The 14,453-nt window shown below is 48.7% G+C and carries 13 protein-coding genes and 1 pseudogene; 2 read left to right on the forward strand and 12 right to left on the reverse strand.

Features of this window, described 5'->3' with window-relative positions; all coding sequences use genetic code 11:
* Window positions 1-9: 9 nt before the first annotated feature.
* The 7 genes and pseudogenes from GSQ62_RS15335 to GSQ62_RS15365 form a co-directional block, all read right to left on the reverse strand.
* Complete coding sequence (locus tag GSQ62_RS15335; protein ID WP_161890319.1) at window positions 10-1,173, reverse strand: hypothetical protein; 1,164 nt, start codon at window positions 1,171-1,173, stop codon at window positions 10-12.
* Window positions 1,174-1,231: 58 nt separating this feature from the next.
* Complete coding sequence (locus GSQ62_RS15340) at window positions 1,232-1,924, reverse strand: ABC transporter ATP-binding protein (protein WP_161890320.1); 693 nt, start codon at window positions 1,922-1,924, stop codon at window positions 1,232-1,234.
* Window positions 1,925-2,021: 97 nt separating this feature from the next.
* The gene (locus tag GSQ62_RS15345) at window positions 2,022-3,239 is read right to left on the reverse strand and encodes an ABC transporter permease (RefSeq protein ID WP_161890321.1); all 1,218 of its coding nucleotides are present in this window, start codon (window positions 3,237-3,239) and stop codon (window positions 2,022-2,024) included.
* Between the two features lie 5 nt (window positions 3,240-3,244).
* Window positions 3,245-4,462 (reverse strand): ABC transporter permease, encoded by a 1,218-nt coding sequence (locus GSQ62_RS15350; RefSeq protein ID WP_161890322.1) that lies wholly within the window; start codon window positions 4,460-4,462, stop codon window positions 3,245-3,247.
* Between the two features lie 3 nt (window positions 4,463-4,465).
* The gene (locus GSQ62_RS15355) at window positions 4,466-5,086 is read right to left on the reverse strand and encodes an outer membrane lipoprotein-sorting protein (protein ID WP_237586664.1); all 621 of its coding nucleotides are present in this window, start codon (window positions 5,084-5,086) and stop codon (window positions 4,466-4,468) included.
* 859 nt (window positions 5,087-5,945) lie between these two features.
* Window positions 5,946-6,206 (reverse strand): annotated as a pseudogene (locus tag GSQ62_RS21230) (hypothetical protein); the annotation flags it as partial.
* A 116-nt stretch (window positions 6,207-6,322) separates the two neighbouring features.
* Window positions 6,323-7,432, reverse strand: coding sequence for a c-type cytochrome (locus GSQ62_RS15365; protein ID WP_237586666.1), 1,110 nt, complete (start codon window positions 7,430-7,432; stop codon window positions 6,323-6,325).
* A 396-nt stretch (window positions 7,433-7,828) separates the two neighbouring features.
* On the opposite strand from GSQ62_RS15365, the gene GSQ62_RS15370 reads away from it, so the two are divergent.
* Together GSQ62_RS15370 and GSQ62_RS15375 are read left to right on the forward strand one after the other, a co-directional pair.
* On the forward strand, window positions 7,829-9,319 hold the full coding sequence (locus tag GSQ62_RS15370) for an OprD family outer membrane porin (RefSeq protein ID WP_161890325.1): 1,491 nt from the start codon (window positions 7,829-7,831) through the stop codon (window positions 9,317-9,319).
* Window positions 9,320-9,370: 51 nt separating this feature from the next.
* A complete protein-coding gene (locus GSQ62_RS15375) occupies window positions 9,371-9,595 on the forward strand; it encodes a hypothetical protein (protein ID WP_161890326.1) in 225 nt (74 codons plus the stop codon).
* Window positions 9,596-9,812: 217 nt separating this feature from the next.
* On the opposite strand, the gene GSQ62_RS15380 is transcribed toward GSQ62_RS15375, so the two are convergent.
* The 5 genes from GSQ62_RS15380 to GSQ62_RS15400 all read right to left on the reverse strand — a co-directional run bounded on the left by GSQ62_RS15380 (window position 9,813) and on the right by GSQ62_RS15400 (window position 14,362).
* Window positions 9,813-11,078, reverse strand: a complete 1,266-nt coding sequence (locus GSQ62_RS15380; protein ID WP_161890327.1) for an MFS transporter — start codon at window positions 11,076-11,078, stop codon at window positions 9,813-9,815.
* A gap of 103 nt (window positions 11,079-11,181) precedes the next feature.
* The gene (locus GSQ62_RS15385) at window positions 11,182-11,595 is read right to left on the reverse strand and encodes a DUF6691 family protein (protein WP_161890328.1); all 414 of its coding nucleotides are present in this window, start codon (window positions 11,593-11,595) and stop codon (window positions 11,182-11,184) included.
* 51 nt (window positions 11,596-11,646) lie between these two features.
* Window positions 11,647-12,204 carry a YeeE/YedE family protein gene (locus GSQ62_RS15390; RefSeq protein WP_202621789.1) on the reverse strand — a complete coding sequence of 186 codons (558 nt, stop codon included), beginning with the start codon at window positions 12,202-12,204 and terminating at the stop codon, window positions 11,647-11,649.
* Between the two features lie 98 nt (window positions 12,205-12,302).
* Window positions 12,303-12,629: a rhodanese-like domain-containing protein gene (locus GSQ62_RS15395; RefSeq protein ID WP_161890329.1), complete on the reverse strand. Its 327-nt coding sequence runs from the start codon at window positions 12,627-12,629 to the stop codon at window positions 12,303-12,305.
* Window positions 12,630-12,949: 320 nt separating this feature from the next.
* A complete protein-coding gene (locus tag GSQ62_RS15400) occupies window positions 12,950-14,362 on the reverse strand; it encodes an MBL fold metallo-hydrolase (protein ID WP_161890330.1) in 1,413 nt (470 codons plus the stop codon).
* Window positions 14,363-14,453: the final 91 nt, after the last annotated feature.

Raw genomic sequence — 14,453 nt, forward strand, 5'->3', positions numbered from 1 at the left:
CACTTTGCTTCAAAAACTCCACTTTAACCGAGCATAGATAATCTTGGAAGTTGCTTTAAAATCCCCAAGTTCCGAATCCAGGAAAAGCTGGCCAACAGCGTCGAGGTCAAGGTTGGGGAAGGCGGAGTAGGTGAGGATGGGGTTGAGGAAGAAAGCCTGGTCCTGTGGGAAATAAATGGTAGAAAGACCGCCCACCAAAAGCGGATGAAACGTATAGCTCACCTGCCCGAACACATTATACCTGTAAGGCGATAGCTCCTTAACTGACAGCCTTCCAGGCCTAAATGCCTGGAACTGGAAAGTTGAAGGGTTTTTATCGCCAAGGCTGTTGTACAACACCGACCCGTGCAGGTATAGTGAACTGGCAAAAGAGTAATCCCCGGAAACAGAAGCCAGCAACTGGCCTTTCGCATTGAGCGGGTTCTGGTAGGGGTGGAAGTAGGTAAACTCTCCTTTGAAACCAGCGTCCGCTATACTTCCGGCCCAGCCTAAACCCATTACCGCCTCGCGGCCAACCACACCTCCCAAAAACTGAATGTCGTACTCCTTGCGGTTAAATTTATACAAGCCGGCTATAGTTCGCCTGTCCGAGTCGGTGGTGAGACGGGCGGCAAACTCCATTCCGCCTGCATAACCGGAAAAGTAGCGTACCCGAAATGCATCGCTGCCAGGTCGCTCTTCATAGTCAAAGTCGAAGTAGGAGTAGGCGTTAAAAATATCGTTGGGGTTCCAGACCAGGTTCAAGCCCCAGTTAATGCGTTGCCGGCCCAGCCGTACTTCCAGCTGGTTTCTGGTCCACTCTAGGTAGGCGCGGTCCAGCATGGTATGCACCAGCAACGAACGGCTTTTAACAGGCATCGCCGAGAGGTCCCATACATCGTTTCCGGAGTCGATGAGTTGCGGGTAAATGGGCAGCTGGCGCAGCAGGTCGCCGTAAAAAACACGGTTCCGCACTTCCACTACCAAGTTCCGGGTGGTATCAATTTTATAGCTGAAGTTGAGGCGGTTGTGGAGCAGGTTGTCAGTCAGGAGGGAGTCGAGGCCCCGAACAAGTATAAACGTTTGCAGTTGCTTTACATAGCCCTTCAGCTGAAGGTTCTGAAGTATAGTTTTGTTGGGTTTGGTTTGGGTAACTGTATCGGAAACTATAGTTACTAAATCCGTTTGTGCCATGGCATTGCAGGCGATTAGCCAAAGTATTAGAACCCATATTGTTGCCCAGGCACGCATCTCAGGCTTTGGTTACATCTGATACAATCACGCCATCTTCCAGGGTTATTACGCGCCTTGCTTTCTCGATCACGCGCTGGTCGTGGGTCGAGAAAATGAAGGTGGCTTTTTCGCGCTGGTTCATCTCAGCCATCATGTTCAGTAGGTTCCCTGCTGCTTTCGAGTCGAGGTTGGCGGTGGGCTCGTCGGCAAGTATAAACTGGGGCCTCGAAGCCAAGGCCCGGGCTACGGCCACCCGTTGCTGCTGCCCACCCGAAAGCTCGGAAGGTCGGTTGTGCATGCGGTCACCGAGGCCCACTTCCTGCAGCAACTGCACTGCTCTTGCTTCCCGCTCTCTGGCAGGTAACTTTTGCAATAGCATGATAAATTCCACATTCTCTTTTGCCGTGAGCACCGGTATGAGGTTGAACGCCTGGAACACAAAACCAATATGCTCCAGCCGGAAATCGATCAGTTCGCGGTCATTCAGTTCGTTCAGGTGGTGACCGCCAACTTCTACCTGACCTTCGGTAGGATAATCGAGCCCGCCGATGATGTGCAGCAAGGTTGATTTACCCGAACCGGATGGCCCGACTACAGCCGTAAACTCACCTTCCCGTATCTCCAGGTCTACACCGCCCAGCGCCTTCACGGGCACTTTTGTTTCCTGGTATACTTTGGTTAACCCGCTTGTTCTGATCACAACTTCAGCCATGGTAGTTCTGCTATGGTTATACATTTTTCGCTGTTACCTTCGCCATAGAAGAGCAAGGACTTTGTTTGTAGAGTGAATTTATGATTCTAATCGAATTTTAGCTTCTCATGGCTTCTATCGGGTTTAGTCTCACAGCTTTGTACGAGGGATACATGGCGGCAAGTATAGCTGTCAGCAGTACGCTGGCTACCATCAGAATGTATTCTTTAAGGGATAGAAACGGGAAGAATTTGGTGCTGTAACCATATTGCTGCAGGCCTTTCGTCCAAGCAGAGAGATCTATGCCTACATTGCCGAGCCAGGTAACGGTGGCATAACCTAACAAACACCCGATGGGGCCGCCCACTAATGATAAAAAAACAGTCTCCATCAGAATCATGCTGAAAATACGCTGCCGGTTCATGCCGATGGCCATGAGCATGCCCAGTTCACGCTCTCGTTCCAGCACGGCCATCAACATGGTATTCACAATGCCAAAGGCCAGCGCCACCATCAGTATCACCAGCAGTATTGCCATCGTAAGGTTCGATTGTTCCTGCATAAGTTCCAGTTCCGGCGACAGCTCTTCCCATGTTTTTATTTCTGCAGTTGGGTTACTGCTCCGTAGTGCTTGTGCTACTGCCGGCACTTGTGTATTGGCGTGCAGCAAAATGGCTATTTCGTGTACCAGGGTATCGGTTCCAAGTAACTGGTTCAGGTCCTGCTGGCGCACATATATGCCACCTTCGTTCAGGCGCGGCGAAGGAGAATCGAAAATGCCTTGCACCCGGAAAGCGCCTGCCGTTACGTTGCCCTCCATATCCTGGAACGTAAGCACCAGTTTGGTTCGTAGTTCTGCTTTCAGTTTGTCGGCCAGTTTGCGGCTGATAAGTATAGCGTTACGTGGTTTTTCGGTAAAATAATTTCCTTCTGTCAGTAGCGAGTCGAGGGAAGTAACTGCTTTTTCCTGGTCCAGGTTTATACCATAGATCTGCACGCCGGCACTTGCCCTGGTAGAGGCGATCATCCCATTTATGAGTACGCGCTGGCTGTAGGCTTTAACATCCGGATTACGTTGCAGGTAGTCGATTATAGGTCTGGGGTTGCGTATGCTGTACCGTGCTTCGGGTTCCTGCAGAAATTGCGGATGGTGTATCTGCAGGTGCGAGTAATCATAGTTGATGGAGTTGCGGATAAAGCTGTCGGACAGGCTATTGATGAAGCCCACCGTTAGTGCAATGGCCCAGATGCCAACGGCAATAGCCGCTATTACCACGATACTCCGGGTGGGGTTGCGCCAGATGTTGCGCCAGGCTATCAGGAGGAGCATAGACATGGGCGTTAATTTCGGAGTGCCGTTACAGGTATAAGCCGCTGAATAAACCAGATCGGGTAAATGCCCAATGCCGAGGTGATGATGGCCACAATGTATGCCTGTCGTAAAAAGATGGCTGCCTTGCGCGAGAACGGAATGACTGGTTCCATGCCATAGTTCTGGTACAGCTCAGCCAGGTTACCCGTCACAGGGATGGGGTTGTAATGCAGGTAAAAAATAACAGGCAGGCTCAGCAACACACCCAGTAATGTACCCCCAAGAGCAAGCATAATTATCTCCAGGGACATAACTGCTTGTAATTTCAGGCGGGGCATGCCAATCGCGATCATCACACCCATTTCGTAGCGGCGTTCGGTTGTCATCATCAGGAACGTGCCGAAAATACCGAATCCGATGACGGCATAAAGTATAAACAGGATGATCTGTCCGCCAAGACGGTCTATCTCGAAGCTTTGCACCAGTTCCGGCATCATATCCTGCCAGCTCATCACTTCAAAATGTGTCTTGTTCAAATCCTGTTGCAGCGATTGGGTTATAGTTTCCACTTTCTCCGGATCATCTACCAGCAGCGAAAGTGAGGTAATGCGGTTGCCGGTATCGTAAAGCCATTGCGCTTCTGCCAGCGGTAAGTATACTACCTGATCGTTAAGCTGCGGCGAGGGGAATTTGACGATGCCAGCTACTTCATACTTGCCGGCAGCATTTGCCCCATGGTAGCCCTGGCTGATGAGCACGATCGTGTCTTCTGGGGCAAGTTTCAAGAAATGGGCCAGGCCCTCGGCCAGCAGTACTTTTTTCTCCCCTGTTTTTAAATAATTACCTGCCTGCATTTTAGTACGCAGGTTGGTCAGGCCGTCTTCTTTTTCAGGTTCTATGCCCACAACAAGCGTACCCTTGGTACGGTCGGTGCCGGAGGCAAGCGCAAAACTCTCGAGGCGGGGAACAACAGTAACTATATGGGGGGTTCCGGCAATTTTCTTTTGCAGCGCGGACTGATTTTCAAAGCTGTTATCGAGGGTTTTGTCGTTCCAGTAGCCTTGCTGGTGCACTTGTATGTAGCCGGTGTAAAAGCGTACCGCATTATCTATCAGGTTGCCCCAGGCAGCTGTGTGCATCGACTGCATCATGCAGGCGAAAAAAACGGCAAAAGCCACAGAGGCCAGCGTGATGAGCGTGCGACGGCGGTTGCGCCAGATATTTCGCCAGGCCAGGAGCAGGTACATCGCTTATTTTACCCGTTTCAGGTTTTGTATGGAAAAGAAACCATCCTCGAGCGGCACATCAAACACTAGTGAGCGGTATTCAATAATGGTATGATTTTGAGGATTATCGGCTGGTGTCATGTCCATACGAGCCGGGAGCAGGCGGCCTCCCAGCATTTTGATGTCGGAAGCTTTCATGGTGTTGACCAGTTCGCCGTCTTCGTCATAAAAATAGACCAGCAGTTGCAGGTAGTCTTTCTTATCAATATAGGTGATAACCTTGCCCCAGACCACGGCCGCCTCTTCTTTCGGTATCATGATGATCTTATAACAGGGGCGATTATCGATGATGGTGTCGCCGGCCAACGTATGGGTATAGTCCTGCACTACCGAAGATTCCTTTACCAGGTCGTCGTTCGTAAAATCGGAGCCCATCCAGGATTGCAGCATCATGGAAGGCGGCAGTTTTATAGTCCGGTCAATGGAAGGTTGCCAGTTCCATACTTCGCGCTTGCGTTTCAGGAAGGCGGTGCCTTTGTCGCGGGCAGGGGAGGTAACTATGATCATGGCCTGGTCGGTGCCTTTTGCCCAGCTTTTCAAGCCAATCTCACGCTTCCAGGTTGGCCTTACAATGCGCATTACCATTTCGCCCTGGTTCGATTTACCCCTTACCTTATCATCTGCACGCTGTACAATTTCCAGGGCTGTGGGCTGCTTCTGAACAGGTACTGCGGGTATAATCAGTAAATACCAAAGTATGATAATGACAGGCATAGGTACTTACAAACAGATGGAAAAAGTATAAGATATTATAAGTATACAAATATATTCAAGGAGGGTTGTCTGTTTTCCTGGTTTTTGCACTATGGTTACTTTATATACTGGAGGTATAATGTATATGGCAGGCACCAAATCGATAAATAGGGATGTCCGAGTCTATTATTGGCTCGTTATTTACTTCGAAGCTGTTTAGCGTTTCCGATTTTAGTGTCAAAACCTGCCGTTGTTGGTGTTTTCACCGACAACTATACTTTCACTGACAAGTTTTTGCTGGTGAAAACAGGCAGCAAGGGCATCATGCATCGATTTTTTGAAAACTCTGAACAGTTTCTATAATCTCTGTTGCTTGTATAGGTTTTAAAACATTTTCTTAGAAGCTGTTTTAAAACCTATACAAGCAGGGAAAGATAAAATTAAATATGGTACTCCTATACAAGTAGTGACAGGTTGTAGTTGGCGACAAAGCACCTGATGGCCATCAGGTGCCTGTCGAGCTTTTTAGAAAAAGAGAGCGCCTCTGCCTGAGGGTGCAGAAGAGCCACTGGGCGTTGTTGGTGTCCTTCTTCCTGCCGGAGGCTCTGTGCCTCTCTGCCGGAACCACCTGCTTGAAGGCTTTCCAGTCATCCGTGAAGAAAGTTGCCAGCTGCCTGTAATGTTCAGGCAGCTGTTCCCACAGCCCCCTTGCTCCAGTGGCGCATCTGTTGCCGAGATGGATGGCCACAATTTTGTCCGCCTCCTGGAAGTAAGCATGCTTTGATTTCCCCTCCTGATGACGATAGATGCGGAGGTTGACCGGCAGCCCCAAGCCGCTGGTGTCTGTGTAGAAGAGGGTGGTCAGGCTGATGCCTTTCACTACTTTATGGTGCCTGCCTGACCAAAAGTAGCCCAACAACTCTGTGCTGGCGGGGGCAGTGAACGGCTTGTCCAGCACCTCGCTGGCCTTCACGCAACCCGCATTGCGCAGCTCCCTCAACAGGTAGGCCATATAATGGCAGGATCCATGGCTTTTTAGTACTCCTTACAGAGAACTAAATCCCTGCGTAACTCCTATGTTTATCAGGATCCGGCCTTAATTAAGGTTATGTATGGTACAAATAGGCATTATTTTGTTCCACCCTTGGCTTCTATGATTGGTTGGTATGGCCCATACTTGTGTTGCTTTTCATCAAACGTATCTGCAAACGGGCCGAACGGGTGGTCGAATGGCTTGCCTGAAATATCAGGCCAGTCTTTACTCAGATCTTTTTTAGGGCGGGGCTGCGAGTTTACGAATGCGGCTACATCCCAAGCTTCTTCACCTGTCAGCATAGGGTTCTCATAAGTTGCCCCAAGCGGCATGTTGGCTTTGGCGTATTTGGCAAAATTGGAGATGCGGTACAGGCCGGCGCCATCGTTATAACTGTTCTTTCCCCACAACGGCGGGAACTGATATTCGGCACTTCCTTCTGTTTTTACCCCTTCTCCGTCTTTGCCGTGACACACCTGACACTTCTGCACATACACCACTTTGCCTTTTTCGGGGCTGGCAGCACGATCCAGTAATTCAATATCCATCAGGCCAGCTCCTTTCGGTTTCTCGCCTTTCTCTACATCTTTGCCCACCCAGTTTATATATGCCATCATGGCCTGCATTTCTTTAGAGTCTTTGGTAAGTGGTTTTCCGTTCAGGCTGCGTTCCATGCAGTCGTTTACGCGTTTAAAAATGTCTTCTTCGGTACCGGACCTGGCCCTAAATTTAGGATAAGTGGAGGCTACCAACGAGTAGTTATTACCAAAAGGCTTGGTGCCGGCATCGAGGTGGCAGTTCTGGCAGTTCATGCCGTTGGATATTTGCAGCACGCTCCCCTGCGGGCCCAGGTACTTGGCGGTGCGGGCGATCAGTTCCCGTCCGTAGGCCAGTTGCTCTTTTTCCGGTCCTTCCGGTAGCCCATTCAGGTCTGCAGGGCGCCACATCTCCGCCAAGGAGGTTTCAGTTGCTACTGCAGGAGCCGGAGCTGGTTGCTGTGAAGCAGGTTGTTCTTGTATCGTTTCAGCTACTTCTGACCTGAAAAACATATCCGGCTTTATAACCATAAACACGATCAGGCCGAGCAGTAACAGGCCTGCCACGGAGCTTACAACCTTTAAAGTTGTTGTACTTCCAAGGAAATCGTTTTCTTCCTCGTCATGGTATGGTTTCATTGTGTATTTTCTTTTAATGTTTTTGTTCAATGTGTTTACAGGGTAATAAACTAACAGTAGTTTATGCGGAATCTAAAGGTAGGGGTATACTCAGGCAGTAGCTGTGACTTTTGTCACTGAGGGCTATCCCGTTAAAATTCCCGACGCATTCAATTCCATTTGTTACTGATTACTTCTGCGATTTACAGTATTTAAACGCATATTATAACCAAAAGGAGATATTAGTTTCCTTTTCCATGAATATGACATCCGGAGTTTTAAGCTATAGAGGCTTTTTGCTGCTATGTGATTTATGTTACAAAGGTTTATATAGGATATAACTAACTTTATATCAAATATTTAGATTAAAGCATTTTGCCAAGGGTAGTGGTTTTTCCTTCGCATTGCTGATACACTGAAGGCAGCATTTTTTAAACTTATTGATACATGCTTCATCCTGTTTACTTTTTCAGAGGGTATTTTCTGGCAACTATAGTTCTGTTAATAGCTATAGCTCCGGTTCTTGCACAGGTACCTGTTTCTGCTGATACAATTCGTAGCAAAACCCCTCAGGATACACTTTCTTCTTTCCAGCAGAAGGACACCTTACAAGCTATTCGTGCAAAGGTGGTAGAAAAGGAACCGTTGAAGTCTTTTCTGAAAAAGGGGAAGTTTAGCGGGCACGCGCGCAGTTTCTTTATGCACACCAATAACACAGGCGATTACCCGGATTATCATGCACTGGCACTTGGTACCGGTTTATACTTTGAGTCCGCTAAATTCCATGGTTTTCAGGTAGGCGTTGGCGGCTTTTTCGTGTATAATGTTTTGTCTGATAAATTAGGAACTGCTGCTGCCACTGGTTTCAGTAGCCGCTACGAAATAGGCCTGTTTGATGTACTGGACCCGAACGATAAGGATGAGCTCGGACGCCTGGAAAGCCTTTTTGTGCGGTACAACTATAACAAGTCTAAAATAACACTTGGCAGGCAGAAAATAAACACGCCTTTCCTGAATCCGCAGGACGGACGTATGCGCCCTACATTGATGAATGCGCTTTGGCTGGAAGTGAACGAACTGGAGAAACTCAACTTCCAGGGCGGCTGGGTATTTGGTATAGGCCCACGCTCCACCCAGGACTGGTTTCGCGTAGAGGAAAGTATAGGGTCGTTACCAGTAGGCCGTAGTGCTTATGGAGGGCCATCTCAGTTTCTGGGCAATATCAACAGTGCCGGGATGGCAGTGGGGCAGCTCGCGTACAAGCCTGCTGAGCAGCTGACAACTACGCTTACACATTACTATGTCGAAAACCTTTTCCATTTTACGTTTTCTCAAACCGATGTAAATCTGCCTGTAAGTCAGGATAAAAAGAACGCTATTGTGCTGGGTTTGCAGGCCGGTTACCAGGCAGCTACCGGAGAGGGCGGAAACCCGGATCCGAAGAAAGCTTACATAGAACCTGATGCAGAAACCTGGCTGTACAGTGGCAGGATTGGATATAAAGCCCCTCGTTTTTTTCCCAGTCTGAACTATACGCGCATCGGGGATGGCAACCGCTGGCTCTTCCCTCGTGAATGGGGAATCGAGACCTTCTACACCTTTATGCCACGCGAACGACTGGAAGGGAACTCGGACGTTCACATGGTTTCGCTTAATACAGACATTAACCTGAGCAAGCAGTGGAAAGCCCGTGTTGGGTATGGTATAGCCGAACTTCCGGATGTGAAGAATGTGGCTCAAAACAAGTATGCCCTGCCGTCTTATTCGCAGTTGCAGCTGATGACCAACTATAGCTTTACCGGTTTTCTGGATGGGCTGGACCTGCAGGCGCTGTATATCTATAAAGGAGTCCGTGGAAAAACCTACGACACCCCCAATTTTATAGTCAACAAGGTAGATATGTCGCACTACACTTTTGTAATGAACTATCGGTTTTAACAACAGCCTTGCGAACCAAAGTATTACGCCCGAAATGAAAAGTGCCACGAGATGGTGGAGTTATCGGATAGGCTGCCGGAAGACACAGAAGTGAAAACTATAGTTGAAGCTGCCACGCAACCTAACCGTGATACATTAAGCGAGCAGGTAGGTGAAACTGCGGAAGACATAGATGCAAAATATGATCCGGCCAGAGAACCGATTCGCGAGCAGAATTACGGCTGTGAGAGAAAGCTGCGTAAATACAAGAAAAAAGAAAGGTCTGCCAGAAATTAGAAATCTCTAACTTCTGGCAGACCGCTAACTGTAGCGGATCTATAGAACCACTACAACCAGCTTTAACTTCAATCAGTTAAGCTGGTGCTCTCAAAAAGAAGTGTGTTTTAAGAAAGCCGGGGCGGCTCAGGGGCGTACTCGATGATGGGAGAAAGGTGCTTCCGGATCATCTGTTTAAGAAGGAAGTTAGATAGAAGCTATCGTTACATTTTTCTAATTAAGCAGTCTTAACAAAGATCGTATTACATTCTTTACTGTGCCACAATAGTTTTTTGGTGCAGCACATCCGGTATTCTGATAACAGTCCGGCACCTACAGTGAGTATGGCAGTGCCAAGTATAACGGCTTCCAACCCAAAAAGGTCTCCGAATACGCCGGCAGCTACGGCACCCGCTACGTAGCCGAAATCACGCCAGAACCTGAAAATGCCCAGGCTTTGAGGGCGCTGGCTCGGGTGCGTGTTCTCGGCCACAACCGACAGGAAATTCGGGTAGACCAAAGCCGTTCCTGCACCAAGTATAACGAGCGCAGAAACTAAAATAGGATAGGACCCGGCATATAAAAGCATCGCTATCGCCACACCTTGCAGCACCATGCCCACACTCAGCAGTTGTTTCTTGCAAAGCACATCGCCCAGTTTTCCGGTTACCAACTGGCCCAGCCCCCATACCACCGGGTAAATGCCAGCCAGCAGGCCGGTTTCGGTTAAACTATAGCCTTTGGTACTCAGTAGCACGGGCAGCAGCCCCCAAAGTATACCGTCGTTCAGGTTGTTCACAAAACCATTCAAGGTAACAGAACCTAAGTTGCTGTGTCGCCAGGTGGTATCTTTCCAGATGTTTTGCAGCAACGGTATATTGGTCTGCTTCGTCTCGGTCTGTACATGGCTGTGCGTATCACGCACCAGGAAAACTGTTAACAGCAAACCGGTTATGGAGAAGGCAATGCCCGGTACAAAAGCATAGGATACGTTTCCGGTAGTAGAAGCAATATAACCTGCCAGAAAAGCTACTAACCCCACAGCCAGGTAACCGGCAAACTCATTGATGCCCATGGCCAGGCCTCGGTTCTTTTCGCCTACCAGGTCAATCTTCATCACCACGGTAGTCGACCAAGCGAGTCCCTGATTAATACCCAGCAGCAGGTTAGCAAGGATCACCCACCACCAGGCATTGGCATACAGCAGCAGCCAGGGCACGGGCAGGGCAAAGAGCCAGCCGACCAGCAGCAGTTGCCGGCGGGTATACCGAGTAGCCAGGCGACCCATGGCCAGGTTAGCGCCAGACTTAGCCAGGCCAAAAGCAACTATAAACGACAAGAGCGCTGTATGCCCGTTAATGCCAAAAACTGTTTCGGCAAACTCCGGAATAACAGAGCGCTCCAAGCCTACCATGGCACCCACAAAACCGTTTACGAGCACCAGCAGCCAGAACTGCCCTGCATTCTCCCGTAAGCCAAGTCTTGTTTCAGAAGGTTGTGTCATGTATTAGCTATAGTTTAACTGCCTGTTTATAATATACAGCAAATCCACCGGTAATGCTACCGGTGACTTTTACTGCACACTTCCACTTTTAGCCAATGTTTTTTTAATGGGGTAATCTGTCTTTGATGGCGCCGTACAGGTAGGTTCCGGCTATGGCCCCCACTACTGCTATCAGGATAGACCAATACTGGAAACCTATATTAACGAACATCGGGCCTGGGCAAGCGCCGGTCAGTGCCCAGCCTAGTCCGAAAATGGTGCCACCAAGCAGGTAGCGCGGAACAGACATTTCTTTAGGTGTAAACACAATCGGGTTACCCTGGAAATCGCGCAGTTTATATTTTTTGATAACGTAGGTAATGATGATACCCAGTACAACGGCTGTACCAATAATGCCGTACATGTGGAATGATTGAAAGCGGAACATCTCCTGGATGCGGAACCACGATATGGCTTCCGATTTACTCATCACAATACCGAAAAGTATTCCGGCAATTATAAATTTTAACCCTCTCACGGTCTAATTGCTAATTGTTAGTTGTTGATTGTTATGATGCTGCCATTTGCTCTAAAAAATGAGCGGCATCAGTACCCAGGTGGTAACCAAACCGCCGATAAAGAAGCCAATTACGGCAATTAGCGATGGCAGCTGCAGGTTAGAGATACCGCTGATCGCGTGGCCCGATGTACAGCCACCTGCATAACGCGCGCCGAACCCGACAGCAAACCCGCCCAGCAACAGAATCAGGAATCCTTTCAGCGAAAAGGCGCTCTCCAGGCTAAAGATCTCTTCTGGTTGCATGCCGTCCGGAGCTGAAATACCCAGTGCACTTAAATCCTGAATCGTAGCTTGCGAGATCTGCACGGCTTCGCCGGTTGACAGGAACTCCGAAGCGATAAAGCCCCCGATGATGGCACCCACCAGGAACAGCAGGTTCCAGGTTTGCGAGCGCCAGTCAAAATCAAAGAACTTTACAGTTTTACCGGCTCCGCAGGCAGCACAGATGGTGCGCAGGTTTGCTGAGAAACCAAATGACTTACCAAAAAACAGCAGGACCAGCATCACAAGGGCAATCACGATACCTGATGTATACCAAGGCCACGGCTGACTCAAAAATTCTAACATTTCTTATTTGTTTAGTTTAGGTTAAGAAGATAGGGCAGGACAGGAGCCTGTTCACTAACTCCTTTTGGCGCCTGCCCTAAGTTTGTGTTTTGTTTTAATTACTTCGGCCAGGCACCTATGCCACCGGCCAGGTTGTAGGCTTTAAAGCCTTCTTTGCTCATGATGTCGCAGGCAGAACCACTACGGTTACCGCTGCGGCAGAACACGAAGTACTCTTTGTTCTTGTCCATCGTTTTGAGCGCCTGCTGAAACTGGGACGATGTTACGTCCAGGTTCTTAGCGCCTTTGATAGAACCACTCGCAAACTCACCGGCTGTCCGTACATCCAGCAACTCAGCTTTTGGAGCGCTCTGGTACCTGTTTCTGAAGCTATTTCCGTCCAAGTTCTCGTAATTTTTTGGTTTAGACCCGAATATGTTAAACATGGCTTTTCTGCTTTAAATTCTTATTGAGATTTACTTTCAATACAAAGGTCGGTATACCGGCAGCCTTTGTCTGGGACTTTGGCCGCGCATGAGCGTTATTTTCTAAAAAACTCAAAGGCTGGCGCAGCATTACACTATGCTGGCGCTTCAAGCGTCTTTAACTATATGAAACTAAGTATAGAGACAGAATTAGTTTATCCAATTTTGTCATCCTGTAAGGATTTTGTGGGCGAGCCGCATAAGCTTAACCTCCCTTCTACCAAGTTTCTTTCAGAATGACAGTTGTATTTTTATACTTTAAACTAATTCTGTCCCCATACTTACTTTAGTGTGCTTGGACAAACGAAAGCTGTTTTCGGTACGCTTGTCTCGGCAATTGCCTTGAAGCCACCTTCCACGTTCACCACATTCTCGTAACCCCTTGCTTTCAGAATAGATGCTGCAATCATGGAGCGGTAACCACCGGCGCAGTGCAGGTACATGGTCTCTTCTTTCGGAAGTTCGGCCATGTGCTCGTTCAGGTAATCTAATGGGACACTCTGCGCGGTCTCCACATGCTCGGCCTGGAACTCGCCTGGTTTGCGCACATCCACTACTTTAATGGCGTTGTCCAGCTCAAAGCGCTGGGCAAATGTCTCAGCTGAAATAGAGTTTATAGTATCTACTTCCTTGCTGGCTGTTTTCCAGGCGTCCATACCACCGTTCAGGTAACCAATGGTATAGTCGTAACCTACACGAGCCAGGCGGGTTACTACTTCTTCTTCGCGGCCTTCGTCGGTTACCAGCAATAACTGCTGCTTGATGTCCGGAATCAGGGTGCCTACCCAAGGAGCAAAATTTCCATCGATACCAATGTTGATCGAGGTAGGGATAAATCCGGCTGCAAATATTTCCGGCTTACGGGTATCCAGCACAAGGGCACCTGTTTCGTTGGCGGCTGCTTCAAAAGCTTCCGGCGACAGTGCCTTCAAGCCTTGTTCCAGAACACTTTCAATATTGTCGTAGCCTTCCTTGTTCAGCTTCACGTTCAGCGGAAAATAACTTGGAGGCGGTGTGAGGCCATCTGTCACTTCTTTGATGAACTCTTCTTTTGTCATATCAGCACGAAGGGCATAGTTCGTTTTTTTCTGGTTGCCCAGGGTGTCGCTTGTCTCTTTGCTCATGTTTTTACCGCAGGCCGAGCCAGCGCCGTGTGCCGGGTAAACGATCACATCATCTGCCAAAGTCATGATCTTGTTGCGCAGCGAGTCGTACAGGTGGCCTGCCAGTTGGTCCTGTGTCAGGTCAGATTTCGCAGCCAGGTCGGGACGGCCTACATCGCCAATAAACAACGTGTCGCCAGAGAGGAGCGCGTAGTCTTTGCCGTTCTCATCGCGTAGCAGGTACGTGGTAGATTCCATGGTATGGCCAGGTGTGTGCAATACTTCTATAGTTGCATCACCTACCTTCAATTCTTCGCCATCCTTTGCAATGTACGCGTTATAGGTCGTCTTTGCATTTGGTCCGAATACGATAGTTGCGCCTGAGGCTTTTGCCAGATCCACGTGGCCTGAAACAAAGTCGGCGTGGAAGTGTGTCTCCAGCACATACTTTATCTTAGCGTTGTCTTTTTCTGCTTTTTCCAGGTATGGTTTTATTTCGCGAAGCGGGTCAATAATAGCAGCTTCGCCTTTGCTTTCGATGTAGTAAGCGCCTTGTGCCAGGCAACTGGTATAAATCTGTTCTACTTTCATGGTAGCTGATTTTATAGTTTTTGATTTTTAGTTTTGATGTCACCCTTATTTTCTGATGACACTACAAATTTCGGTATTGATAGAGCCTGTG

The sequence above is a fragment of the Pontibacter russatus genome, from assembly GCF_009931655.1.
Lineage (GTDB): Bacteria > Bacteroidota > Bacteroidia > Cytophagales > Hymenobacteraceae > Pontibacter > Pontibacter russatus.